The sequence below is a fragment of the Myxococcaceae bacterium JPH2 genome (genome assembly GCA_016458225.1).
In the GTDB taxonomy this organism is placed as follows: Bacteria; Myxococcota; Myxococcia; order Myxococcales; family Myxococcaceae; genus Citreicoccus.
The window spans coordinates 668,905-692,716 of record JAEMGR010000003.1; the positions used below are offsets into that span (position 1 = coordinate 668,905).

The window sequence follows — 23,812 nt, forward strand, 5'->3', positions numbered from 1 at the left end:
TGTCTCTCTCGTTGTTCGCTCGCCAGCGCCTTGCGAGACTCCGGCGCGTCTCACCGCCGAGCCACCCAGGAGCCAGCCCATGAAGACGGTCATATTCGCCTGCGTGCACAACGCCGGGCGCTCACAGATGGCCGCGGCATTCTTCAACCTCCTGGCCGACCCCGCGAAGGCTCGCGCGGTCTCCGCGGGGACACAGCCCGCGGAGAAGGTCCATCCGGAAGTGCAGGCCGTCATGGCCGAAGCCGGGGTGGATCTCTCGCAGGCCAGGCCGCAGCGATTGACGGATGAGCTGGCGCGAGGAGCAGCAAGGCTCATCACCATGGGCTGCGGCGAGGCCTGCCCGTTCGTCCCCGGACTCCAGCGTGAAGACTGGGGACTGGAAGACCCGAAGGGAAAACCACGGGAGCGAGTGCGAGTGATTCGCGACGACATCCGCGCACGAGTCGCGGCCCTGGTCCTGCGCGAGGACTGGAGCAAAACGGGGCACGTGTTCCGCCCCGCACGTCAGGAAGACCGTGCAGGCATTGAAACAATGCTGCGCACAGCGGGGCTCCCCACCGCAGGGGTAGCGGATCACCTGCCGAACTTCCTCGTGGCGGAGCACGCCGGAGAATTGGTCGCGGCAGCAGGCCTGGAGCATCACGGAACAAGCGCCCTGCTTCGCTCCGTCGTCGTCCGAGCCGACCACCAGGGAACCGGGCTCGGCGCGGCACTGGCCCGAGCCCAACTCGACCTCGCCACGAAGCGAGGCTGCGACGCCGTCTTCCTCCTGACCACCACAGCCGCCAACTACTTCGAGCGTTTCGGCTTCATCCGAACCGACCGAGCCAGCATGCCGGAGGAACTGCACGCCTCAGAAGAACTGCGAGGTGCATGTCCCGCCAGCGCCACCGTCATGAGGCACACGCACTCTGCATGACACACAGGCGGTTGGGATTGCCGTGAGACCTCTCTGGAAGCCTCTCCGAAGCGGGCTCCTTCCATTTGGATCGCAGCCGGCGCCTGCAGCTCATCAACGATTGAGCCAGAACCACGTCCCCCGGGAAGCCAGTGCGCCACGCAGGAACTCGGAGAATGAGTCCGCGATCCGCCGGCAGTAATCGGGGTGCGGGAACGCCTCGTTGTAGCCATCCCGGATGGGGTAGCGACCAGCAGGCTGCTCACTCACATCCAGCAGGATGAAGTTGCTGTCTTGTACTTCCCCCAGTGCGTACCAAGAAGCAGGCCCGGCCCGGTCACTGTCGTCCTGGCGCATGGTGACGCGAGCGCGACGAAGCTCAGCCAAGGGAAAGAAGTAGAAGGCGGGGTCGATGCGGTCGAACAGCCGCGCGCCATCGCAGTGCAGATAGAAGGCACGAAGGTCTGGGTCCAGGCGCCAACCAACCCGAACCTCGAACTCGGCAATCTGCGCCACTGTCGCCGGAGGATTGGGGAAGTGGCTCCGAGAAACCTCCGCCAGCAACTCGGCCATCGGCATGAGTTGGCTCTCCATCAGGACGATGTGCGGCACAGCTCGACGCCGCCGATATCGGGGCAGCCGACTTCTCCAATTTCAGAGCAGTGGTGACGGAAGCGATCGGATCTCATGGGGCGAGTGAACCTCCCGTTCAAGACAGAGCCCATCCTTCCAGTTTCCTCGGTCGGCATTGAGCACCAGTGCTCCGCCAATGCGCTGCAAGACGATGTGCTCCCCATTGAAGAGCAGGACGCCATCGCCCCCATGCTCCAGCAAGAACAAGGCGGCGCGAACCACGACACGATAGCCCTCCTCATACTCGGGGCTATTCGAACTGAGCCGGAAGCCGACTATCATGTCGGGCTTGAAATGGAAGTCCTGCTCAAACAACGAGCGACTCTCCTCATCGAGCGCAACCGCCCAAATGCCCAGAGCGGGGCCGACCAGGCGCACATTGTCTCCCCACGCCAAGCCGAAATGGTCAGCCAGAAGGCGGAGAGCCTGCATCGGTGCCAACTCGGTGCTCCACTTCAGGCCGATGTCCAATCCCATGGCAAGGCTCCCGTTCTTCGTTCCGCGTCGGAATCTACCTGCTTTCAGGTATAGCCCCAACAGCTCAAGGGTAGATGACTGAGAGCCTGCCGTCCTTGATGCCCCAGACCTTCTTCAATCCGTCAATCACATGCTCGGAGAACTGAACCCTGGCCTCCTCGACCGTCACGGGAGTGTCTTCCAAGTTCAAGACGATCCTGTCCGCTTGCCCCGAGTTCACCTTTGAGTCCTTGACGGAATCCCAAATATTCCGAATCCGCCGCCCGCTGGGAGCGTAGCAGTCTGCATATTCGCCATTGATCTTATAGTCGGGCGACTTCCCATTGGGTTTGAGCGACGGGTTCTGCTCCACGTCATATCCATTCTCCGCGAGAATCTCCGCAGACTCATTCTCACGCTGAATGGCCCTGATATTGGCCGGGTCCTTGTCATTTGGCCCTGGAGCGCTCTTCGAGCCTGAGAGTCGGCCTCTCGACTTCACGAGGCCAGATTCGTCACCCCCCACGTGATTGAGCACCACCATCGCTCCGGCGCCAGCTTCCCCTATGACGGTGGCCAACTGCCCAGTCGGAATCATGAGCCGCTCAATCACCATGGCCCCCTCCACAGAAAGGGAGAGAACCGGGACCATCGACTCCGCGCCGCCCACTCCTGAAGCGACCACGGTCGTCGTGCCCTTGGCGACACCGCCACAGGCTGAGAGAGCAGCCACAAGCTTCGCAACGGCTTGAATCTGCTCGCCTCGCGTCATCTCCTGGAAGCGCTCCAGATACTCGGGCGACGAGGCAACCAGAGCCGCTACCCCGGCAGGCAGTTGTTTCAACTCCAGGAAGCTATCTACGGGGTAGGTGAGGAACTTCCCAATCGCCATGGTCAACTCGAAAAAGGCCTCTCCCGCGCCATCCAGTGAACGGCTGATGACGTCCGCGTCGTCGTAGATCTCAGCCAGTGGCCATGTATCGGTGACACGCAGTTGTTCATCCACAGGCAAGAACAAATCACCGTCCACGACATAGAAGCGTCCCAACTCGAAGCGCATGGCGCGGAATGCCCCGTCCCGCCATTCGATTGGTGCAGCACGCTGTTGTGTGCGTCCTGTGTAAACCCACGCGAGGTACCCATCTGGACGAAGTACCACCACTCGCTTCGACTTGAGGCGCTCAACACGCTGATTCAACTCGGCACGTGACACCGCTCCATGTGCCAGGACTTCGCGCAGCAGGAGAATTGCGCCCATCCGAGGAGGGAAATTCCCCATCGTCAGCCGCTTGTTCATGAAAGCCATCACCAGCCGCGCCGACTGATTCGGAGTGAGGGGTCCTTCACCCAAAGGCACCTCGTCCCGAGGCTCCAATCCAGCAAGCAACAGCAATCGCTCGAAGGCGTCACTCTGAGCATCCCGGGTGACACCCGCCCGCGGTGACGAGGCCAAGTCTACTTGCGCGACCTCCGTAAGGATGGAGCGCGAGACCTGATGATGACGCAACCGAGCTGGCTCGCGCGGCATCGACGATGAGGGCACTGAAGGCGATGAGGCGACGCGTGGCGAGTCTTCCTCTCCGCCTGTTCGCAGGGCAAGCACGAAGGCAGGAGGCGAACCGTAGCTCAGTGAGTGACCAGTCCCGGACCGGGGAGCAACAGAAGCACATCCGGTCACGAGCAGGGCCCAGCACAAAACGAGTGGTTCAACGCGCATTGTCCACCCCCACGCCCACCGAAACAAATCTGCCAGGAGTCAAGGGGCCGTCTGCCTTCCGGAAAAGCAACGTACCGCCCTGTCCCTGAACATAGAGTTTCCCAGCGAGTCGCCAGCGAAGTTCCCCCGAGAGCAAGGAGCGACTCTCCGGCTGGCCGAGTCCTGCCGCCAGCGTGGCAATGGCCACCTCGAGACGCCTATCAGCAAGCTGCAGCGAGAGGCGTCCATCTGCGTCCACGCGTCCCCAGGAGAAGATTTCCACCGCAAACGAGAAGCCCAGGTGGCGCTGCAGCAATCCGCCGAGTCGCACGGCATCCCAATCGACATTGGACTCCACGTATGCGGAGTATCCAGCGCGGAACGGCGCTTCCACCAATGACAACCCGGAAGGCCCTGCCGCGACAAAGCGCGCCAACTCGTAGTCTGGACCGAAGAATCCCTGGTGGAAGCCTCCGTGCTGCCTGCGAACTTCGAGACGCAGGCGAGCGTTCAGCGTCGCCGTCTCCACGTCCGCGCCAATACCAGCCACAGCCCCCCATGCGCCACCGTGCCCGGGCCGACCACCCCACCCAGCACATGCAATTCGAAGCCCTGACGCACCAGCAGCACGGCCGCCCCATCCACATGGGCCAGCGACACCTTGGGGGAAGCATCCTCGACGGTCCCCCAGTCATGAACCGCGGACAAGGACAGGGTGTACCTCGACGGCTGTCTCGGCGGACCGAGAAGCACATGCTCGACATCCAGTTCGAACTCGGCCCCGACAAGCCGAGCCCCCAGAACATCCGATGAGAAGGCCTCGACATAGAGAGGCCCGACTGTTCCCGTCAGAAAGCCTCCTGCGGGGTGGTAATCTGGATTGATTCGATTGGAGTAGCGACGCACGAGATGTCCGGACAACAAGCTGTAGCCATCCAACGCACCCAGCCAGAGCCCAAGCGGCGCGGAGTCCGAGCCGATCTTGAGAGCACGCACCCACTGGCCCCAATCAGAGAGGCTGTCCCAGTCCTCCCTCCTGAAGATCCCTGCATGGGGCTCGTCTCCCCACAATCGAAGTCTCACGGGAGCCCCCAGGTTGACCCCGACCCCTGGCCCACCATCAATCACGAGCGTCGGCTCAACCTCAACGAATCCATCGCCCTGAGCAACACGGCTACGCGGCACGAGAACTCGCATCCGTGTGTCCATTCGGACCAGCGCATGCCACCGATCCGTCGAGGAACTGGCTGGCCCCATTGCCAATCCGGGCTGGAGTGGGGATTCGGCCTCGGGAGGTGCGTCTCACAGCACAGGCAGTGGGCCCACCATCTCCGTCGAAGCGCCGACATCCGGCAATCCCTGCCCAGTGGGTGTAGATTCCCCGGCGTCCTCCGCCCAGCCCATTCGCGCAAACAGCAGCAGCCATAGCCCGACAACCTGACTTCGACGAATGAACATATATGCCCTCAGTGACCGGATTGGACACCTCAGCACCGAGAGCCAGCCCTACCAGGACGGTCTGACATGGCTGCGATTTCGTCAGCGAGTAAACACAAACGGGACTGCTCGCCCGAACAATTTCGAGCAAGGTGGAACGCGACCTGGTTCTCGTCCCAGATGAAGTCCGCCGAACTTGCATGATGGCCCCGACAGAAGGGCTCCCATTGGAAATGCGGGACTTGCTGATGGTGCTCAACGCCTTTCGACATCACGGCTACTGCGACCGTCTCTATCACCGCGCAGATCCGCACCGCTGGGTGCTCAACGCCTTTCGGCATCACGGCAACTGCGACGACTGAGCAACGGGCGCGGTCGCACGGCCGTGCGTCTGTGCTCAACGCCTTTCGGCATCACGGCTACTGCGACCAGCCGCGCGGACGGTGAGCGAGACCGACCTCCACTCGTGCTCAACGCCTTTCGGCATCAGGGCCACTGCGACCTGAACTATCGCGCGGGCCTCATTGGACAGAAGACGGGTGCTCAACGCCTTTCGGCATCACAGCTACTGCGACGCTCAACCATCTGTGCGAGAAGGGTAAGAAGCTCTTGTGCTCAACGCCTTTCGGCATCACGGTTACTGCGACTCGGTGCCCATGTGCTCTTCCACGCGCTGGGTAGGTGCTCAACGCCTTTCGGCATCACGGCTACTGCGACCGGACTCGACACACAAGCCCTGCTCGCGCACCTGCTGTGCTCAACGCCTTTCGGCATCACGGCTACTGTGACCCATTCAGCTTGGCATTGGACTCATTGATTATTTGTGCTCAACGCCTTTCGGCATCACGACTACTGCGACAGCTCCAGGAAATGAAGGGTGGGGCGGTAAACTTAGTGCTCAACGCCTTTCGCCATCACGGTGGCGCAGCCATCGCGACGCTGCGCATTGTCACCGTTTCGCGTTCACACTCAGCAACGTGACCGCAGCGGGCTATGGCTGACCCGCGTTCGTTAGCGCTGGGGTTGTTGGGGGTACTGCGGGTTGGGCTATCGCCTTGAGCTTCCCGACGGTGGGTGGATCCACGAGCACGATTCCCGGCAGAGAAGCTACGTCCGGGACATGCTCGGGCGGGTCGTCCTTCTCGCAGTCGAGGAATCGCCGGATGATGTAGGCCTGAAGCTCGGCCTTCGTCGCGCGGTCCGATACGAACCCCAGTTGCCAGTAGATCTTCAGGGCCGCATGGGCGTGCGCCGATGCATTTCGGTGGACCTGCTTGATGTCGTCCGGCTGATCCATCGCCTTGGGCGCCACCGAGAGCACCGCCCCAATCGCTCCAATGACCGCCGTTGCTTTTCGCAGCGACTCCTTGGAGAGAAACCCCGCGAGCGCGCTTCCCAACGCGGCCAGGGTCGCACCGGTGAGGAGCAGGATGTTCGCGTGCCGCTGGGCCTTCTCGGCTCGCCGTGCGTGGGCTTCGATTCGGGCGGTGCAGCGCGCCATCGAGCCCTCCACGACGGCTGCGCGATCCATCGGACCCGCAACCGCGGAAGTCCCTAGCACGACACACACCAGCAGCATCCACGGCCAACCTGCTCGCAACATTGCGCCCCCCTACGTGACTCGCACCAGCCTATGTGACGAGCCACGAGAAGCGCAAAGACGCGCGAGACATCTTCCTCGAGGACTTCGCCCACCTGCGTCAGGACGGCTTCGGGATGGTGAACCAGAAGGTGCTCCCCTGGCCTGGTTCACTCACGACCCCGATGTCTCCTCCGTGGGCCTGCACAATCTCCTTCGCGATGGAGAGCCCCAGGCCCGCACCTCCCGCCGGTGCCCCGGGGGCTCGGTAGAACTTCTCGAAGATTTTCGCCTGCTGCTCCGCCGGGATTCCTTCTCCTGTGTCGCGGACCTCGAAGCGCATGTGCGTTTCCTCGGGCGTCACTCGCACGAGCACTTCGCCTCCGGCCTGCGTGTGCTTCACCGCGTTGCCCACCAGGTTGCCCAACACGAGTTGCATCCGGTCCGCGTCCACGGACACCGTCTCCGCGTCCAGTGACACGTCTCGGAGGAGGTGCACGCCGCGCTCCTCCGCGGTGACTCGCTGCGTGTCCAGGGCCAACTCGACGAGTTCCTCCGTCCGCACCGGCTTCACATCCAACTGGAGCTGGCCACCCTGGATGCGCGAGAGATCCAACAAGTCATCCACAATTCCCTGGAGCCGCTCGCAGTCCTCTCGCGCCGCGAACATCAGGTCCGCCTGCTTCTCCGTCACCGGCCCCACCACTCCCTCCGCCACGAGGTGAATGGCCATCCGCAACGACGTCAGCGGCGTCCGGAACTCGTGCGCCACCGTCGCCACCAGGTCGTTCTTCAGCTCGTCGAAGCGACGCAGCCTCGTCACGTCCTGGAGCAACAACGTCGCGCCCACCACGTCCCCGGTCTCGCCGTAGACGGGGTTGCCTCGCGGCAACAGCCATCGCACCCCGTCCGCGGCCTCCACCCGCACCGCGTCCTCGTAGCCCCGCGGCTGATAGGCCCCGTGCCCACCCACCACGTGCGCCCGGACCCGCTCCAGGATTTCACGCACCTCGGGCACCACTCGGCCCAGCACGTCCCCTCCCCCTTCCAATCGCAGACGCAGGACGTCCTCACCGGCTCGGTTGACGTTCAGCACGTCCCCCTCCGCCCCGAGCACCACCACCGGATCCGGCAGACTGTCGATGGCTGCCTGAGACACCGCCTGCGCCTGCAACAGCTCCCCCAGGCTGCTCTGTCGATATTGGTCCAACCGCTCGGCCAGGGTGTTGATGTCTCGCCCGAGCTGCGCCATCTCGTCGCGCCCGTCCACCACCGCTCGCGCGGCGTAGTCCCCCTGCCCCAGCCGCCGCACCGCTTGCGACAACACCATCACCGGCCGCACCGCCCGGTGCACCAAGGACGTGGAGAAGAAGAGACCGATTCCCAGCGCCCCCACCACCGCGAGCACCATCAGCGTGTTCACCCGCTGGCTCTGCCGACTCAGCAGCTCGCTCTTGCGCACCATCGCGTCCTGGTTCAGGTCCAGGATGGCCGCCGCCGTGCGCTTCGCTTCCTGAAACGCGGGAGACAACGCCTTGAAATACAGGTCATGCGTCCTCGCCGAGTCTGGTGCCTGCAAGAACGCATCGAACTCTGTCCGATAGCGCTCCCACGCCACTCGCATCCGGCGCGTGGCCTCCGCTTCACCGGGCTCGGTGATGTTGCCTTCCTGGACTCGCAGCTCGGACTCCAGGCGCGGACGTTGCTCGGCCTGCTGTGCCACGCCTCGCTCTCGGTCTCCCGCGACGATGAACAGCGCGGCGCTGTCCATCCGCTCCAACTGCTCCGTCATCCGCTGCGTCGCCAGCACGCTGCGGTAGTTGTCCTCCAGGATCTGCTGCCCCGAGCGCCCCACTCGGCCCAGGGTGACGACGGCCATGACCCCGAGCAGCACCAGCGCCAGCGCCAGCGGCGCCTGGGCCAACAACAAGCGGCCTCGCAGCGTCATGACCGGCGCTCCTCGTGCAGCGACTCGAAGGACACCACGTGGATGTCGAAGCCCTCTCCTTCACGCAGGAGCTGCGCGTCCACCGTCAGCCCCAGCATCTGCTTCCACTTCGGCTGGTTCGAGCGCCCGATGATGATGTGCCCCACGCCGTGCGAGCGCGCGAAGTCCAGCAACGCCTCCACGGGATGCTTCGAGCGCAGGCGGACCACCTCCGCGCCCAGCTCCTTCGCCTTATCGATGTTCGCCAGCAAGTGACGCTGAGCCTCCGCGTCGATGAGGTGCGGTGCCTCGCGCGGCGTCTCCACGTAGACGACGAACCAATCCGTGTTCAACCGCCCCGCCATGCGTGAACCGCGTCGCAGGAGCGTCGCCGCGCGCGGCGGGTAGCTCGACAGCGCCACTAGCACTCGGCCCCACGAGCCGCCCTTCTGCTGCGCCTCCTCGCCGTTCTTCGCGTGCTGCCCCGTGGCCCGGTCCAGACTCTCCGCCACCTCGCGCAGCGCCAGCTCGCGCAGCGTGGACAGGTTCTCTCCCTTGAAGAAGCTCTCCAGCGCGCGCGGCACCTTGTCCGCAGCGTAAATCTTTCCCGCCTTCAGGCGCTCGTGCAGGTCCTCCACCGCGAGGTCCAGGTTCACCACCTGGTCCGCGCTCTTCAGGAAGCTGTCGGGAATCGTCTCGCGCACGGTGACGCCCGTGGTGCGCTCGACGAGGTCATTCAAGCTCTCCAGGTGCTGCACGTTGAAGGCGCCAATGACATTGATGCCCGCGTCCAGCAGCTCCTGCACGTCTTGATAGCGTTTGCGATGGCGACACACCGGGAGGTTCGTGTGGGCCAGCTCGTCCACCACCGCGACCTGGGGCTTGCGCGCCAGCACCGCGTCCAGGTCCATCTCCTCCACGGTGACGTCTCGGTAGGTGTAGGGCTTGCGTGGCACCTGCTCCAGGTCTCGCACGAGCGCATCCGTCTCCGCGCGCCCATGCGTCTCCACGAAACCGAGCACCACGTCCACCCCGCGTTTGCGCAGGGCGTGCGCCTCCTCGAGCATCCGATACGTCTTGCCCACGCCCGCCGCGAAGCCGATGTAGAGCTTCAGCCTGCCCCTCCGGCCGCGCTCCACCAGCTCCAAGAAGTCTTCCGCGCGCGTGCGCCGTGTCGTCACCCGAGTGTCCTTTGCGTGGCGCGAGGGCCGTGCCCGGCCCCCGCGCCTACCCTATTTGCCAGCACGCCGCCCGCTCGCGCTACGGCTGCTCCAGCCCCGCCGCGGACGACGCTCCCGCCGGTGCCGCCGCCGCACCCATGGGATGCGCCGGCTCCACGGCCCGGCCGAACTGCCGGTCCAACGCGAGGTTGAGCAGCAGCGCGTTCACCCGAGGCTCACCCAGCACGCCCAGGGTACGCCCCTCCACGTTCGCCTCCACCACCGCCAACACGCGCGCCGGGTCCACGCCTCGCGCGTGCGCCACGCGCGGCACCTGCCACCGCGCCGCCTCGGGCGACAGGTGCGGATCCAACCCCGAGCCCGACGCCGTCACCAACTCCGCCGGAACCGGACCCACCGCATCCGGGTTCTCCTTGCGCAGGCGCTCGGCCTCCGCCACGGCGCGGTCGCGCAGCTTCTGGGACGTGGGGCCCAGGTTGCTGCCCGAGGACGCCGTGGCGTCATACCCGTTGCCCGCCGCCGAGGGACGCGGCTGGAAGTACGCCCCTCGCGTGAAGCCCTGCGCGATGAGCGCGCTGCCCACCTCGCGCCCGCGCTCGTCCACGACCAACGAGCCCTGGGCTTCATGAGGAAACAGCACCTGGGCCACCCCCGTGACAGCCAGGGGATACAGCACGCCCGTGAGCATCAGCGTGACGACGCACGCGCGCAGGGCAATCACCAAAGTGGAAACCATGACGTTCAATTCCTTTCAGGCCAGGCCCACGGCGGTGAGCAATACGTCAATGACCTTGATGCCCACGAACGGGACGATGACGCCGCCCACCCCGTACAACAGCAGGCTGCGCCGCAGGAGCGCCGCCGCTCCGAGCGGGCGATACTTCACGCCGCGGAGCGCCAGCGGGATGAGCGCGATGATGATGAGCGCGTTGAAGATGACCGCCGACAGGATGGCGCTCAGCGGAGAACTCAGCCGCATGACATTGAGCGGAGCAATCTGCGGGAACACCCCCATGAACAGCGCCGGCAGGATGGCGAAGTACTTCGCCACGTCGTTGGCGATGGAGAACGTCGTCAACGTGCCGCGCGTCATCAGGAGCTGCTTGCCCACCTCCACCACCTCGAGCAGCTTGGTGGGGTTCGAGTCGAGGTCCACCATGTTCCCCGCCTCCTTCGCCGCTTGCGTGCCGGTGTTCATCGCCACGCCCACGTCCGCCTGGGCCAGCGCGGGCGCGTCGTTGGTGCCGTCACCCGTCATCGCCACCAGCTTGCCCTTGCCCTGCTCGGTGCGGATGAGCGCGAGCTTCGCCTCGGGCGTCGCCTCGGCCAGGAAGTCATCCACGCCGGCCTCCTTCGCGATGGCCGCCGCGGTGCGCGGGTTGTCGCCCGTGATCATCACCGTGCGGATGCCCATGGCGCGGAAGCGATCGAACCGCTCCTTGATGCCGCCCTTCACCACGTCCTTCAGGTGCACGATGCCCAGCACTCGCGAGCCATCCGACACCGCCAACGGCGTACCGCCCGCGTCACCGATGCGACCAGCCGCCTGCGCCAGCTCGGGCGGCACCTGACCGCCCTGCGCTTGCACGTGCTTCACGATGGCGTCCACCGCGCCCTTGCGGATGCTGCGCGGCTGCGGATCATTCAGGTCACAGCCGCTCATGCGCGTCTGCGCCGTGAACGGCACGAACGTGGCCTGATGCGCCTGAAGCTCGCGCGGGCGCATCTTGTACGTGTCCTTCACCAACGTGACGATGGAGCGCCCCTCGGGCGTCTCGTCCGCCAGGCTCGCGAGCTGCGAGGCCTCGGCCAGCTCCTCGCGACGCACGCCCGGCAACGGCAACAGCTCGGTGGCCATGCGGTTGCCCAGGGTGATGGTGCCCGTCTTGTCGAGCAACAGCGTGTCCACGTCTCCCGCCGCCTCCACCGCGCGGCCGCTCATGGCCAGCACGTTCTTGCGCAGGAGTCGGTCCATGCCCGCGATACCAATCGCGCTCAGCAGGCCGCCAATCGTCGTCGGAATGAGGCACACCAGCAGCGCCACCACCGCCGTGCCCGACAGCGCCACGCCCGAGTAGAGGGCCATGGGCACCAGCGTCACGCACGCCAGCAGGAACACAATCGTCAGGCCCACCAGCAGGATGTGGAGCGCGATTTCGTTGGGCGTCTTCTGCCGCGCCGCGCCCTCCACCAGCCCAATCATCCGGTCGAGGAAGGACTCGCCCGGGTTGACGCTGATGCGCACCACGATGCGGTCCGACAACACCTTGGTGCCACCCGTCACCGCCGAGCGGTCACCGCCCGACTCGCGGATGACCGGCGCGGACTCGCCGGTGATGGCGGACTCGTCCACGCTGGCGATGCCCTCCACCACTTCGCCGTCACCGGGAATCAGGTCCCCCACCTCGCACACCACGAGGTCGCCCTTGCGCAGCGACGGGGCCGGCACGCGCTCCTCGCGGCCGTCCACCAGCCGGCGCGCCAGCGTGTCCTTGCGCATCTTGCGCAGGCTGCTGGCCTGGGCCTTGCCGCGTCCCTCCGCCACGGCCTCGGCGAAGTTGGCGAACAGGACGGTGAACCACAGCCACAGCATCACCGACACCGTGAACCACAGCGGCGCGCCGTCCGGCCGAGGCACCACGAGGTCCTTCACCACCAACACCGTGGTGAGGAGGCTGCCCGCCCACACGACGAACATGACGGGGTTGCGCGCCACGTCTCGCGGGTGGAGCTTCTTGACGCTGTCGAGCAGCGCGGGTTTGAGCAGCGACGAATCAAAGAGCGACGCCGGCTTCGAAGAGGCGGAGCTCATGGTCAGAAAGCCTTTCCAGCCGCGCCGAGGAAGTGCTCGACGATGGGGCCGAGGGAGAGAGCAGGGAAGAACGTCAGCGCGCCCACGATGAGGACGACGCTCACGAGCAACCCCGTGAACAAGGTGCCGTTGGTGGGGAAGGTGCCGGGGCCCGCGGCCACGACCTTCTTGCCCACCATGGAGCCCGCGATGGCCAGCGCCGGAACCATCATCAGGAAGCGACCCGCGAGCATCGCCACCCCCAACGAGATGTTCCAGAAGGGCGTGTTGGCGTTGAGACCCGCGAAGGCACTGCCGTTGTTGGCCGTGCCGCTCGTGAAGGCATACAGGATTTCAGACAGGCCATGCGGGCCCGCGTTGTTGAGCGAGGACAGGCCCTGCGGAATCACCGCCGCCACCGCGCTCAGCCCCAGGATGACCAGCGGGAAGATGAGCACGTACAGCATGGCGAGCTTCATCTCCTTCGCCTCAATCTTCTTCCCCAGGTACTCGGGCGTGCGTCCCACCATGAGCCCCGCGATGAAGACCGCGAGCACCACCATGATGAGGATGCCGTAGAGGCCCGCGCCCACGCCGCCGAAGATGACCTCACCCAGCTGCATGTTCACCAGGGGCACCAGGCCGCCCAGCGCCGTGAAGCTGTCGTGCATCGAGTTCACCGCGCCGCACGAGGCGTCCGTGGTGACGGTGGCGAAGAGGGCCGAGCCGCACACGCCGAAGCGCAGCTCCTTGCCCTCCATGTTGCCGTCCTGCGCGACGCCCGAGGCCACCAGCGCGGGGTTGGCCTGGGACTCGGCGGCGTACGCGGCCGTCACGCCCGCGAAGAAGAGGATGGACATGGCCGCGAACAGGGCCCAGCCCTGCCGCGTGTCTCCCGCCATCTTCCCGTACGTGTACGTGAGCGCCGCGGGGATGGCGAAGATGGAGAGCATCTCCACCAGGTTGGTGAGCGGCGTGGGGTTCTCGAACGGGTGCGCGCTGTTGGCGTTGAAGAAGCCGCCGCCGTTGGTGCCCAGCATCTTGATGGCTTCCTGAGACGCCACCGGGCCCATGGCGAGCGTCTGCTTCACGCCCTCCATGGTCATCAACTCCCGATAGGGCGCGAAGTTCTGGAGCACGCCCTGCGACACCAGGAACAGCGCGTAGACGAAGCAGATGGGCAAGAGCACGTAGAGCGTGGCGCGGATGAGGTCCACCCAGAAGTTGCCCAGCGTCTTCTGTCCCGCGGGGCCGGGCCGGCGGGTGAAGCCTCGCGCCAGGGCCAGCGCCACGCCCGCGCCCACCGCCGCGGAGACGAAGTTGTGCCACGCCAGTCCCATCATCTGGGACAGGTAGCTCATCGTCGACTCGCCCGCGTAGGACTGCCAATTGGTGTTGGCCGTGAAGCTGGCGGCCGTGTTGAAGGCCAGCTCGGGCCCCACCGCCGGCAAGCCCTGCGGGTTGAGCGGCAACACGTGCTGGAGCCGCTGAATGGCATACGTCCCGAGCATGCTGAGCAGGCTGAACGCCAGCATCGCCACGGTGTATTGCGTCCAGGTCTGCTCCTGCCGAGCGTCCGCGCCGCACAGCCGCAGGAGCACGCGCTCCACCGGCCCCAGCACGCGCGGCAGGGGCTGGTGCTCTCCCTCGAACACACGGAAGAGATAGCCGCCCAGCGGCTTCGTCAGCGCCAGCACGAGCGCGAAGAACAACAGAATCTGCAACCAACCCATCAAAGTCATAGCAGGCGCCTAGAAGTGCTCGGGACGGAGCAGGGCGAAGACGAGATAGCCAGCCAACAGCACCGCGAGCGCCGCGCCCGCGACATATTCAAACATCATGACTGTTGCCTCACAGACGCTCGCAGCCGTGGGTATAGGCCCACGTGAGCGCGAAGAAACCGACGGTGACGAGCACCAACACCAGGTCCATGTTCCGTGACTCCGTTTGTTTCAGAAGTAGGCGACGGCGCCCGCCACCACGAGCGTCTCGTGGGGCTTCAAGATGGGCGCGCCGTCGACAGTGGTCTCTCGCCCCGCGAAGACATCCTCCGTCGAGCGGTCGTGCCGCGCCTCCAGCTTGAGGGTGAGGTGTTCGGCGGGCTTCACCTCCAGCGTGAGCGTGCCCTCGGCCAGCGTCTGCGCCGTGCCGCTGAGCAGGCCGTCGCGGTCCCGGTACACCTCGGCGCGCGCGGCCAGCGCCACGGCCTCGGCCAGCTTCACCCGCGCGTTGACGCCCGCCGCGTACCACAGCGCCGCGTCCTGCTCGGGCCGTGCCTGCCGCCCCACGTCCACCGAGGCGGCCACGCTGAGCGCGTCCGTCACCTTGTACGTGGCCACCAGGTCACCGAAGAGGCGCAGCCCTTGCGCGTCGCCGGAGCCCTCGTTGCCGATGAACGTGTTGAACGACGCGGAGAGCCGCTCGCCCGAGTACGCCACCTGCGTGCCCACGGCCTTGCCGTGGTTGTTCTCGCCGATGGTCTGCCAGCCATTGATGAGGTGGAGCTGCGCGCTCCATGCGTCATTGAACTTCCAGGTGCCCTTCACGCCCGTCTGGTAATAGGGCGACAACTCCCCCATCCACGAGCGCGTGTAGGTCCAGTTGAGCTGGGATTGAAAGGACTCCAGCCCGATGTGGCTGGGGTAGATGCCCGCCTCCAGCGTCAGCGCCCCCGTGACGAACGACAGCGAGGCCTGCTGCACGTGGCGCCACACCTCGGGGCCCACGTCCGTGCCCGAAGGCTCGGCCAGGTGCAGCACCTCCATGCCCGTGCCGAAGCCGAGCAGCACCTTGAAGCCCACCGGCTCGGGGGCGAGGCTCACCCCCAGCGAGGCGAGGTTGATGGAGGCCTCGTCGTGGCGCTTGGCGGTGGTGCCCGTGCCGGGGATGAAGTTCGCGGCATCCGCCGGGCGGTTGAAGTTGTAGCCGAAGTAGGTGTCCACCCCGCCCTCCACGGTGAGCCGCGAGAGGGCCGAGGGGGACTCGGTCTGGGACAGCAGGAGACTGGAGAGAAGGGCTGAGAAGTCGAAGGGGGACATGAGCGCTCCGCCCCTTCCCTTGAGCAGCCGCCGTACCAAGCCCCCAGCGGTGTCACCTCAAGGACATCCAGGGGTTGGGCGACAGGCCCCCTCCCCCCGGATTGCAAGCTGCACGACGGGGCCCCTCGAGCCCGTGCGCGCTGAAAGGAGCGCGGCTCAGTCCAGGCCGGCCTTGCCCTCGGACCAGTAAGCCTTGTTCCTCCCCGGCCGAGCGAGCCCCTCCTCGCGCAGCCGGGCGCGCATGGCCTGGATGGCCTGGGCCCGCCCGGTCAGGACCAGGTCCGCCTCCGGCAGCGCCAGGAGCGCGTCGCGGAGCTGCGCAGAGAGCAACTCCAGGTGGCCATCCCCGGCCTCGCGCGGGACGCAGTCCGCATGCTCCACGCCGAGCCGCTGGAGGACATTCGCGCTCGCCACGGGGTCGGATACCTCGAACACGCAGCGAAGCGCCTGGGCGCGCCGGGTGTGGCGCAGCGCATGGGCCACCGCGAAGGACGTCTCGTCCCCGAAGAGCACCGCGCGGGCGGTCAGGCTCGCGCCGTCGATGGAGGAGCGAGGCCCGAGGAATTGGCAGACATCCCCCACCTTCGCCTCACGGCCCCACCGGGCGCCGGGCGAGTCGCCATGGACATACACGAGCAGCCGCGTGGTCCCGGTGGACGCGTCCCACGACAGCGGCGTGTAGGTCCGCATGCCCACCGAGGGCAGGAACACCTGGACCTTGTCCCCTGGCGTCCAGGGCACGCCGACCAGCCCCGCCCCCATGCACGTCAACCGACGAAACCGAGGCGCGAGTTCCTCCACCTCGGTGATGCGCGCGCTGCGAAAGAGAAACCGTCCCAGGACGCTGCCCAAGAGGGCCTTGCCCGATGCCATGCGTGGCTCCTTCCCAAGCCCGCATGGAACGCGCGAAGGCGCCTCCACACCCGTTAACTTTCATGAACCTTCGGTGAAGACGGTCCAAGCCAGCGCGAGGGGCTGACTGGAGAAAACCCTCCTCAAGGACGCCCTGGCGCGTTGCCTCGAAGCCCCCGCATCTACCCATGGGCTCCTGCCGTGACCGAACGGCCGATGCATCTGACTGCGAGCCAACTTCATCCACTTCGGGCCGAAGGCCCCTGCCTGCGGCGTCCCCGTGTCACTCGGCATCACGCAGCGCATGGCCACGTGATGCGAGGACAGGCCCCTTTCGCGATGCGGCGTGGGGCGAACTGAACACTCGCCTGCTGCGTTGGTTTTCACACAGGCGCCGGAGACAGCCTCTGGCTCGGCCGGACACCTTGGCGTACGACTCGGAGACGAGGGATGCGTCCGAGGGCAGCATCAATCCCGGACTCAGCACAGGTACGTGCCTGCATCACCTGGCCGGATGCAGGCTCCGACGGCACGGCGACAGCACGCGCAGCGCCTCTTCGCCACGCCATAGGAAGTCCGGGGCGCTGCCAGTCAACAGACACAACAAGCGCCAGCCCATGCCGTGAACCACGTTGCAGCATTCGCGCGACGAACAATGCCAGTGCCAGGGGGGCACCATGGAAGAAGAGCAGCGGGACGTCGCTACGTTCAATACGGGCGATGTCGCAGTGAACACGCTGAAGGTGGCTCTGCGCGACGTGATCGTCCCGATTGAAATGGACCTCGAGGACGACGCGCTTCAGGACGACGAGGTTCGCCTGACGAGCCTGGGCGGCGCGATGGAGCGCGTGCTCTCAAGGAACTCTCCCGATGTCGAGGCGGACCGCCAGGAGCGGCGCCTCTACTTCCGGTTCCGCGCAGTGCCGCTGGGCGCGTACCGGGTTTGCGTGCGGATCGCCGGCGAGTGGACCGCTGTCTTCCGCGATCTGGTGGTGCGTGGCGAAGGAGCGTTCTCCGGCGGCATGAGGCTGGACACGCAGAGGCCGAGGACGGAACTCGCGCCGCCGGTCGAGGTGGCGGCGGAACCCGTCAACTCCGAGAACGATGAGGACTTGTGGGTGGAGCAGATCGAACTGGCGGAGGAGCCCTGAAATGGCTGACGCAGCGGCAGGGCCCACGCGCATCTCCAAGAGCGCTCCACAGTCCGTGTTCGCGCCCGAAGGAGCAATCATCCGGGTCGTCTGCGATGCAGGTCACCCACTGAGCGGGCTGTTCGTCATCTGGGCGCCCCTCAAAAGCAACGTAGGGGCAGACCCAATCCGGACACAGACGCCAGAGGAAAAGATTCTTGCAGTCGCGGACGCGCACGAGCCGCAGCAGGATCTCTTCTCGCTTGGCATTGTCAATACCGCCGGCTACCTGGAACCCGTGCTATCGGGAAGGAATCCGTAGCACGACATCTTCGTCAAATCCCAGCCGTTCGCATTCAAGCTCGGAGCACAGCGCAGCTATCGCTTTTGCCTTTTACGACATCCCTCGGTAAGGCTCGCACGCCAGGTGACCGCATTCCTGAACGGAAAGGGGCGTCTGGATGTTGCCGCGTGGGGTGGCAAGGATGCGTGGGGAGGGAAAGAGGAACTCGCCCCTGAAGCCTTGGTCCTGACGCGGGAGTTGACCCAATCAGGCGACCCAGATGGCTCGAAGCCCGCAGAAGTGGTTCTCGAAGTGCCGGAGCAGGCGACACCCATCGACTATTTTCCCAAGGGGCATTCCCTCTACAATGGGTGGACACTCTATGCGGACATGCCGGGTCGTACCTGCGATGGCTTCGCCACCCGAGTGGGTCGAATGCAAGTCCATCTGGCCGCGCTCCGATTTCCCATTGGCACGCAGGAGGAGCCCTATCGTCCTTTCGACTCGAAGAAAGGAGGTAACAAGGGAATCTTCGACCTTCGTACTGCGGCAGGACTCACCCGATTCCAAGAGCACGCGCGTGAGGGCAAGGCTTTTCAGATTGCGGAGGCGGTCAGACCTCTGACCCACGGCCAGTTGATCAACTTCTCCTCCCCAGTCCTCGATGAGAACAGCACGGCGCACTCCGGGAAGACCGCGTGGAACTACCTCCTCGGAGAGAATGGGCGGGAGCTACCCAAAGAGCATCGCCTTGAAGGATATGTGCCGGGCTTGCTGGATCTCTCGACCGGAGATGCAATCCAGTACTGGCTCAAGAATGGTTATCGGAAACCAGGGAAGATCCTCCTTGAGGTTCCTGGACATCCAAGGACAAGCATCTTCCTTCGCGAAGACGCCTCGATTCAGCTCGAGACCTGGCGCAAGCTGGTTGCGACCTTTGGCGTCTCCTACGGCCTCCCTTCGGGGCACTCCTTTCGAAACATCAGCACCATCCAGCGTGGCCAAAGTGGCGTGCTCAACAACTCGATCCACAAGACGGGGATGGCTATCGACTTTGCCGTGAATGGCAACCCCAGCGAAGCCAATTTCACCCGACCCGTGACCTCCTGGCCCATCCGGATGGAACAGCGCTTCGAGGACATCACCCGAGATCCAACCGCGTCGCGGCGCAAGCGCCTGGAGGAGGCGAAGCGGGAGCAGCAATCGGCCAGGGCCCAGAGACAAGCGGACCAGCTACTCCGTGCGAAGCACGCGCCCGCTGGGTCCTCCATGCCATCCCCGCCAGCCATGGCGCCTACGACTCCAGAGGAGGCTGCCAGAGGCACCCAAGCGGCAAAACGCAGCGTGGATGCCGCGCGCAAAGTCACCACAGGAGCGCTTGCCCTCGAGAAGCGGAACGCAGCGCTCTTCGCCAAAGCCACGGTGGCCCTCGATGACTTGGTGGCAAAGGACGACGCGTGGCTCCAGGCGCTGGCCCAGGAGATCGAGCTACTTCAGGCGGATATCGATCGGCAGTTGCGAGAGAACGCGCGGACCAAGAACGCCTATCGTATGCGTTGGTGCCTGTACGGACACTCATCGATGGATGCGCTGGGTCCGGGCAGGACCGCGGCGCTCAAGGAACTGGGCGGTGCGTTGGAAGCACTGGGCACCTCACTCGAGGAACAGCTTGCTTCTCACTTCGATGCGTCTCTGAAAGAGCAGGCCACTGCCTGGGTTCGCGACGTGGCCGCGCAGATCTTGCCGTTCGCCCAGATCGGAAAACAGCTCGCTCAAGAACTGAGCACACCCGAGGGCTGTGCGAATGTGGTGGCAAGGTACTTCCGGGATCGGATCCGACCCTTTCTTCCCGATCCTTACGAGGCAGATGGAGGCACCTCGGCGCAACGGGACTTGCTGGCCACCGAGGACCGGCCTGGCGTGATGCCCAAGCTGACCCCCTTCAGCGGTACCGCACGCGCGTACGTCAACATCTCCAGCCTCGGATTCCTCTGTGGCATGCACGGAATTGGCACGGCAGGAACCAGATGGAAGCTGGGCTATCAGTTGCTGAACGCCACGCATGGGTTCTCCAGCATTGCTCGGATGGTCGCCACCGCAGACGACCACCCCGACGCAGAGGAGCAGCCCGTGCTGTTTGCTCGGGGGAACGGTCTCCGATTCAGTCGCGCGCATGCAGAGCTCGACGCCAGCTTCCTGAACGCCTGGGCCACGGTCCTCGAAGACCTGGTTGTGGCGCCCGCCGGAACACCGCCGACAAGGAGGGGCGCGAAGCCTGGGAGGTCGAGATCGATCTCCACCAATGCCCCGCAGCTCACCGTGGCATTGCCTCCACCAGAGCTGAAGGAAGACGCAGGACGGCTCATCGGAAAGCTCAAGGGCGACTTCGCATCCAAACGGTTCTTCGTCGTGAGCGCCGGACAAGAGACTGGCCTGGCGGACCTGGTGACGGCCGGGATGCAAACTGGAAGGGTACTTGGGGCGAGACTGGAGTCCGCCTTCAAGCCATTCGAGGAACGGCTTACTTCTGTCAAGACGGAGGATGCGTCCTCCTCGAAGGGCATGAGACAGCACGCGCGCAAGCGAGATCGCACGTGGCTGGAAGTGACACTCCAACCCGTCTTCGAGAAGCGAGGTCATCCTACGAGTATTTCGGACATCGGCTTCCTCCCGAAGGACCAGGTGCAAGTCAGTGCGCCTGGCTTTCCGCGCACCCTCGAGTGGTGGCACTACCAGAGCAAGTTTGCTCGCGGCGGCTCATGGGAGGAGCAGGTCAACGAAATTGGCTTCTCGGATGTCTACCTCATCACTTCGCCTGATGCGCTCGCATTGGAGGGAGGACCCATGGATGGGCGAGGACTTGGGTATACGGGATCAGAGATGGAGTCGACCCGAGGAGGCATGGCACTCACGACAGATCCCGGCAACGTGTGGCGGCTGCCGCCGCAGGGGTGGTGAGACATGTCCCGAAAACACATTGTCCTGCAAGGAGAGTCGCTCTCGGAGATCTCCCTTCGCTACGGCTTCGCGGACTGGAAACAGGTCTACAACCATGCTGACAACGCCGGCCTGCGGCACCTTCGGCCGGACCCCAACGTGCTGTTCCCCGGCGACGAGGTAGCCATCCCCGCCCTTCAACAAAAGGAACGGCCCGTCGAAACGGGGGCGACGCGTCGATTCACGGTGAAGGCTCCGCCGCGAGTGCTTCGGCTCAAGTTGTTGGATGAGCAGGGGCAGCCGCTGGCGGGTGCGCCCTATGAACTCATCATGCAGGGACAGTCGCCCATGGGTGGAATCGTCCCGGGCAATGGCATCCTGGAACTTTCCATCCCGCTGATTGGCCGTGAGGGACAGTTCACGGTGGGCGATCGCACATTCGTGTTGAAACTCGGACATCGCAACCCGCTGCGTGACAGTCCAGATGGCGGGCTCTCGGGGGCCCGTGTCCGGCTTGAGAATCTGGGCTATGCCGTACCTGGACCCAAGGACACACTGGATGCCGCGATGCGCGTAGCACTCGCCACCTTCCAGGCGGACCATGGCCTCGAGGTCAATGGTGAGTTGAGCGCGGAGACACTCGACAAGCTACACGAGGCCCATGGAAGTTAGACCCTTCGCTTGGACCGGGGAGATTGTGGATGCGCTCATTTCTGATGGCACTCTGGCTCTCACTCGCCTTCGCGTGCTCGGCCTCTGCTGGGGCCACGGAGCCTGCTCCGGTGGCTGGGGTTCCGGAGTCCTCGGGTGGGCGCACCGCGGAGAGTCCGAAGGTCGCGCGCGAGGCTGTCGTCATTCGCGTGGCCAGCAACTCGGGCGAGGCCAGCTCCTGGAAAGCACGATGGGCGCGGATCCTTCTGACGTATGACGAGTTGATCCAGTCCCCTGAAGCGTATCCGAGCATCCTCCGAGGCGAGGAGTTGGGACTTCCTCCTGGCTCATACGCGGTCGTCGCGGGCATCTGTGAGCCGACCGAAGCCGCGCGATTCTTGACGGTGGTTCAAAGCATCTACCCGGACGCCATGGTGAAGGACATCAGGGAGACGACGCCTCTTGCTTGTCCCAACCTCCGAACCCGCGCCAAGGTCCACACCCACAAGTCGCTCGCGAGCAATGGATGGCGGCTGGCGTTCAACGTCTACCTCTCTCAGCCAATGGGGGCGGATGGCTATGCCCAGCGCAAAGAACCTCCTGCCCCAGACTCCGGCTATCTCAAAGTGATCGCCACGCTCTTTGATCCGGACGGCAACTTGAAGCGACGGGAGAAGGACAGCTACGCCTACTTCCCTGACTTGATCAGCCAGCCTCCCGATGTCTGCAAGCTGAAGTTCACCGAGAGACCGGACCGAATCATCGTGAATGCGGTCTGCGACTCAGAGCCAATGCCATGCTCGGGGAACGTATGGCATTGGGTCGAGAAGGTCACCTACCGCATCGTTGGCAACAGCCTGGAGGTCAAGCGCAAGGTGGTTGAGAAGAAGACCGAACCCCTGTGCGACTAACCCCCGGCGCCTTGTCTCGCTTCAGCGCGCGCGGCCTCCGCGATGAGGGCCTGGGTCTGCTCGGCGCTGTCGATCCACGGCCAGAAGCGCTGCGGCTCTCCGAAGTTGTCGAAGAAGAGGTCGCCCAGCGAGCGCACCTCGGACGCGGCGCCCAGGAAGCCTTGCATGTGCGGCGACGCGGGCGACAACAGCAGGTTGGTGAACGCGGTGATGTACTTCCCCTCGCGCTGCCAGAAGCGCTCGGAGGCCTCCCGCATCCAGTCCTCCGTGAAGGGGCGGTCGCCCCACTCGCGGATGGCCTCGAACAGCGCGTGCGCGGCCTTCGAGGCGCAGTTGAGGCCCTGGCCCGCGATGGGGTCGTTGAGGATGACCGCGTCCCCCAATCCCAACACCACCTTCCCCGAGGCGAGCCGACCCACCGGCTTGCGAATCGTGGGCGTGAAGGCTCCCACCAACCACGACGACTCATCCACGATGGACGCGCCCTCCAGCCGCGACTCCAGCCAGGGGGAGAAGTCATGCACCAGCCCGCGCAACCGCGCCATCATCCCCGCCGCGTCCCTGGCGTCCCCGAAGCGGTCCAATCCCTGTCCTGGAATGGCCTCGACCAGGACGCACATCTCGGAGCCCCGGATGCGGTCATGGTAGGGCATGGAGAAGTACTCCCCCTGCCCAGGCGCCAGGACGAACTTGAGCGCCGGAAAAGGCGTGTCGTTCCAGGGGCGCATGCCGCGCACGACCATCGCCGCCAGGTTGCGCGGGGGGCGCGTGTGCAGGCTGCGCTCCGCGTCTCGCTCGAACAGCCCGGGCAAGGAATTGCGGCCCGTCGTCACCACCACCAGGTCGTGACGCGACGCGAGTGACTCCAGGCCCTCCAGGTCCATGGCCTGATAGACCACCGTGCCACCGCGCCGCTCCAGCTCACCGAGCCATCGCGGATACTTGACGCGCAGGTCCAGGGCCATGCCCGGCGCGCGCACCCGCCCATAGACGCGGAGCGCTCGCGTCCCCGGCGCCCCACAGATGTCCAGGTCGCCGCCCTGGGAGTGGTCGCCTTGACCCTCCCAGAAGTTCAATCCCAGCTCGCGCTCGTACTGACAGGCCCGGCCGAACAGATACGTCGTGGCCTGGATTCGCGCGTTGAAAATCTGCTCCGGCGTCCGGTCCGAATAGAGCGTGACTGGATAGCCTTCAGACCGCAGGGCAAACGCGAGCAACAAGCCCGCCTGCCCCGCCCCCACAATGCCAATGTCCCGCATGGCCCCTCATTTCCCGGCTGGTCTCGCGAACTCTACGTCGCGAATCAAGACGCCGAGAACGACCGAGTCTTGGACTCAATCGATTGCGAAGACATTTCCCGCCGGGACAGCATTGGCCGTCCGCCTTGAACCGGGAGTTCCGCTGAGAGGGCG

Annotated in this window: 18 protein-coding genes and 1 pseudogene; 5 read left to right on the forward strand and 14 right to left on the reverse strand. The window is 65.2% G+C overall.

Translation table 11 applies throughout. From position 1 onward, the window contains the following. The first annotated feature begins 79 nt into the window (after positions 1–79). Positions 80–919, forward strand: a complete 840-nt coding sequence (locus JGU66_07515) for a GNAT family N-acetyltransferase (GenBank protein MBJ6760608.1) — start codon at positions 80–82, stop codon at positions 917–919. Positions 920–1,012: 93 nt separating this feature from the next. On the opposite strand, the gene JGU66_07520 is transcribed toward JGU66_07515, so the two are convergent. The 13 genes and pseudogenes from JGU66_07520 to JGU66_07580 form a co-directional block, all read right to left on the reverse strand. Further along, positions 1,013–1,477, reverse strand: coding sequence for an SMI1/KNR4 family protein (locus tag JGU66_07520; protein ID MBJ6760609.1), 465 nt, complete (start codon positions 1,475–1,477; stop codon positions 1,013–1,015). Between the two features lie 75 nt (positions 1,478–1,552). Next, positions 1,553–2,008, reverse strand: a complete 456-nt coding sequence (locus JGU66_07525) for a hypothetical protein (GenBank protein ID MBJ6760610.1) — start codon at positions 2,006–2,008, stop codon at positions 1,553–1,555. Between the two features lie 64 nt (positions 2,009–2,072). Further along, positions 2,073–3,284, reverse strand: coding sequence for a hypothetical protein (locus JGU66_07530; protein MBJ6760611.1), 1,212 nt, complete (start codon positions 3,282–3,284; stop codon positions 2,073–2,075). A gap of 409 nt (positions 3,285–3,693) precedes the next feature. Continuing rightward, positions 3,694–4,940, reverse strand: a pseudogene (locus tag JGU66_07535) (hypothetical protein). Positions 4,941–6,111: 1,171 nt separating this feature from the next. After that, entirely contained in the window at positions 6,112–6,651 is a 540-nt protein-coding gene (locus tag JGU66_07540) for a hypothetical protein (protein MBJ6760612.1), read from the reverse strand. A gap of 169 nt (positions 6,652–6,820) precedes the next feature. Further along, a complete protein-coding gene (locus tag JGU66_07545; GenBank protein ID MBJ6760613.1) occupies positions 6,821–8,647 on the reverse strand; it encodes a HAMP domain-containing protein in 1,827 nt (608 codons plus the stop codon). Further along, positions 8,644–9,807 (reverse strand): universal stress protein, encoded by a 1,164-nt coding sequence (locus JGU66_07550; GenBank protein ID MBJ6760614.1) that lies wholly within the window; start codon positions 9,805–9,807, stop codon positions 8,644–8,646. The genes JGU66_07545 and JGU66_07550 overlap by 4 nt, the downstream gene beginning before the upstream one ends. Positions 9,808–9,886: 79 nt before the next feature. Then, entirely contained in the window at positions 9,887–10,543 is a 657-nt protein-coding gene (kdpC, locus tag JGU66_07555) for a potassium-transporting ATPase subunit KdpC (protein MBJ6760615.1), read from the reverse strand. A 15-nt stretch (positions 10,544–10,558) separates the two neighbouring features. After that, a complete protein-coding gene (gene kdpB, locus JGU66_07560) occupies positions 10,559–12,619 on the reverse strand; it encodes a potassium-transporting ATPase subunit KdpB (protein ID MBJ6760616.1) in 2,061 nt (686 codons plus the stop codon). A gap of 2 nt (positions 12,620–12,621) precedes the next feature. Beyond that, positions 12,622–14,340: a potassium-transporting ATPase subunit KdpA gene (gene kdpA, locus JGU66_07565; protein MBJ6760617.1), complete on the reverse strand. Its 1,719-nt coding sequence runs from the start codon at positions 14,338–14,340 to the stop codon at positions 12,622–12,624. A 9-nt stretch (positions 14,341–14,349) separates the two neighbouring features. Then, positions 14,350–14,439 carry a K(+)-transporting ATPase subunit F gene (gene kdpF, locus JGU66_07570; protein ID MBJ6760618.1) on the reverse strand — a complete coding sequence of 30 codons (90 nt, stop codon included), beginning with the start codon at positions 14,437–14,439 and terminating at the stop codon, positions 14,350–14,352. Positions 14,440–14,550: 111 nt separating this feature from the next. Continuing rightward, positions 14,551–15,636 (reverse strand): porin, encoded by a 1,086-nt coding sequence (locus tag JGU66_07575; GenBank protein MBJ6760619.1) that lies wholly within the window; start codon positions 15,634–15,636, stop codon positions 14,551–14,553. A 156-nt stretch (positions 15,637–15,792) separates the two neighbouring features. Further along, positions 15,793–16,509 carry a siderophore-interacting protein gene (locus tag JGU66_07580; protein ID MBJ6760620.1) on the reverse strand — a complete coding sequence of 239 codons (717 nt, stop codon included), beginning with the start codon at positions 16,507–16,509 and terminating at the stop codon, positions 15,793–15,795. Between the two features lie 656 nt (positions 16,510–17,165). Here JGU66_07580 and JGU66_07585 point away from each other — a divergent pair. The 4 genes from JGU66_07585 to JGU66_07600 all read left to right on the forward strand — a co-directional run bounded on the left by JGU66_07585 (position 17,166) and on the right by JGU66_07600 (position 22,400). Next, positions 17,166–17,639 (forward strand): hypothetical protein, encoded by a 474-nt coding sequence (locus JGU66_07585; GenBank protein ID MBJ6760621.1) that lies wholly within the window; start codon positions 17,166–17,168, stop codon positions 17,637–17,639. 406 nt (positions 17,640–18,045) lie between these two features. Next, positions 18,046–20,859 (forward strand): hypothetical protein, encoded by a 2,814-nt coding sequence (locus JGU66_07590; GenBank protein ID MBJ6760622.1) that lies wholly within the window; start codon positions 18,046–18,048, stop codon positions 20,857–20,859. 3 nt (positions 20,860–20,862) lie between these two features. After that, entirely contained in the window at positions 20,863–21,510 is a 648-nt protein-coding gene (locus tag JGU66_07595; GenBank protein MBJ6760623.1) for a peptidoglycan-binding protein, read from the forward strand. A gap of 44 nt (positions 21,511–21,554) precedes the next feature. Further along, positions 21,555–22,400: a hypothetical protein gene (locus JGU66_07600; protein MBJ6760624.1), complete on the forward strand. Its 846-nt coding sequence runs from the start codon at positions 21,555–21,557 to the stop codon at positions 22,398–22,400. Here the strand turns inward: JGU66_07600 and JGU66_07605 are convergent. Next, positions 22,397–23,659: an oxidoreductase gene (locus tag JGU66_07605; protein MBJ6760625.1), complete on the reverse strand. Its 1,263-nt coding sequence runs from the start codon at positions 23,657–23,659 to the stop codon at positions 22,397–22,399. The genes JGU66_07600 and JGU66_07605 overlap by 4 nt on opposite strands. Positions 23,660–23,812: the final 153 nt, after the last annotated feature.

Coding starts and splice junctions, on each gene's coding strand:
- JGU66_07515 (MBJ6760608.1), top strand. CDS start 80: ATGAAGACGGTCATATTCGCCTGCGTGCACAACGCCGGGCGCTCACAG.
- JGU66_07520 (MBJ6760609.1), bottom strand. CDS start 1,477: ATGCCGATGGCCGAGTTGCTGGCGGAGGTTTCTCGGAGCCACTTCCCC.
- JGU66_07525 (MBJ6760610.1), bottom strand. CDS start 2,008: ATGGGATTGGACATCGGCCTGAAGTGGAGCACCGAGTTGGCACCGATG.
- JGU66_07530 (MBJ6760611.1), bottom strand. CDS start 3,284: ATGAACAAGCGGCTGACGATGGGGAATTTCCCTCCTCGGATGGGCGCA.
- JGU66_07540 (MBJ6760612.1), bottom strand. CDS start 6,651: ATGGATCGCGCAGCCGTCGTGGAGGGCTCGATGGCGCGCTGCACCGCC.
- JGU66_07545 (MBJ6760613.1), bottom strand. CDS start 8,647: ATGACGCTGCGAGGCCGCTTGTTGTTGGCCCAGGCGCCGCTGGCGCTG.
- kdpC (MBJ6760615.1), bottom strand. CDS start 10,543: ATGGTTTCCACTTTGGTGATTGCCCTGCGCGCGTGCGTCGTCACGCTG.
- kdpB (MBJ6760616.1), bottom strand. CDS start 12,619: ATGAGCTCCGCCTCTTCGAAGCCGGCGTCGCTCTTTGATTCGTCGCTG.
- kdpA (MBJ6760617.1), bottom strand. CDS start 14,340: ATGACTTTGATGGGTTGGTTGCAGATTCTGTTGTTCTTCGCGCTCGTG.
- kdpF (MBJ6760618.1), bottom strand. CDS start 14,439: ATGATGTTTGAATATGTCGCGGGCGCGGCGCTCGCGGTGCTGTTGGCT.
- JGU66_07575 (MBJ6760619.1), bottom strand. CDS start 15,636: ATGTCCCCCTTCGACTTCTCAGCCCTTCTCTCCAGTCTCCTGCTGTCC.
- JGU66_07580 (MBJ6760620.1), bottom strand. CDS start 16,509: ATGGCATCGGGCAAGGCCCTCTTGGGCAGCGTCCTGGGACGGTTTCTC.
- JGU66_07585 (MBJ6760621.1), top strand. CDS start 17,166: ATGGAAGAAGAGCAGCGGGACGTCGCTACGTTCAATACGGGCGATGTC.
- JGU66_07595 (MBJ6760623.1), top strand. CDS start 20,863: ATGTCCCGAAAACACATTGTCCTGCAAGGAGAGTCGCTCTCGGAGATC.
- JGU66_07600 (MBJ6760624.1), top strand. CDS start 21,555: ATGGCACTCTGGCTCTCACTCGCCTTCGCGTGCTCGGCCTCTGCTGGG.
- JGU66_07605 (MBJ6760625.1), bottom strand. CDS start 23,659: ATGCGGGACATTGGCATTGTGGGGGCGGGGCAGGCGGGCTTGTTGCTC.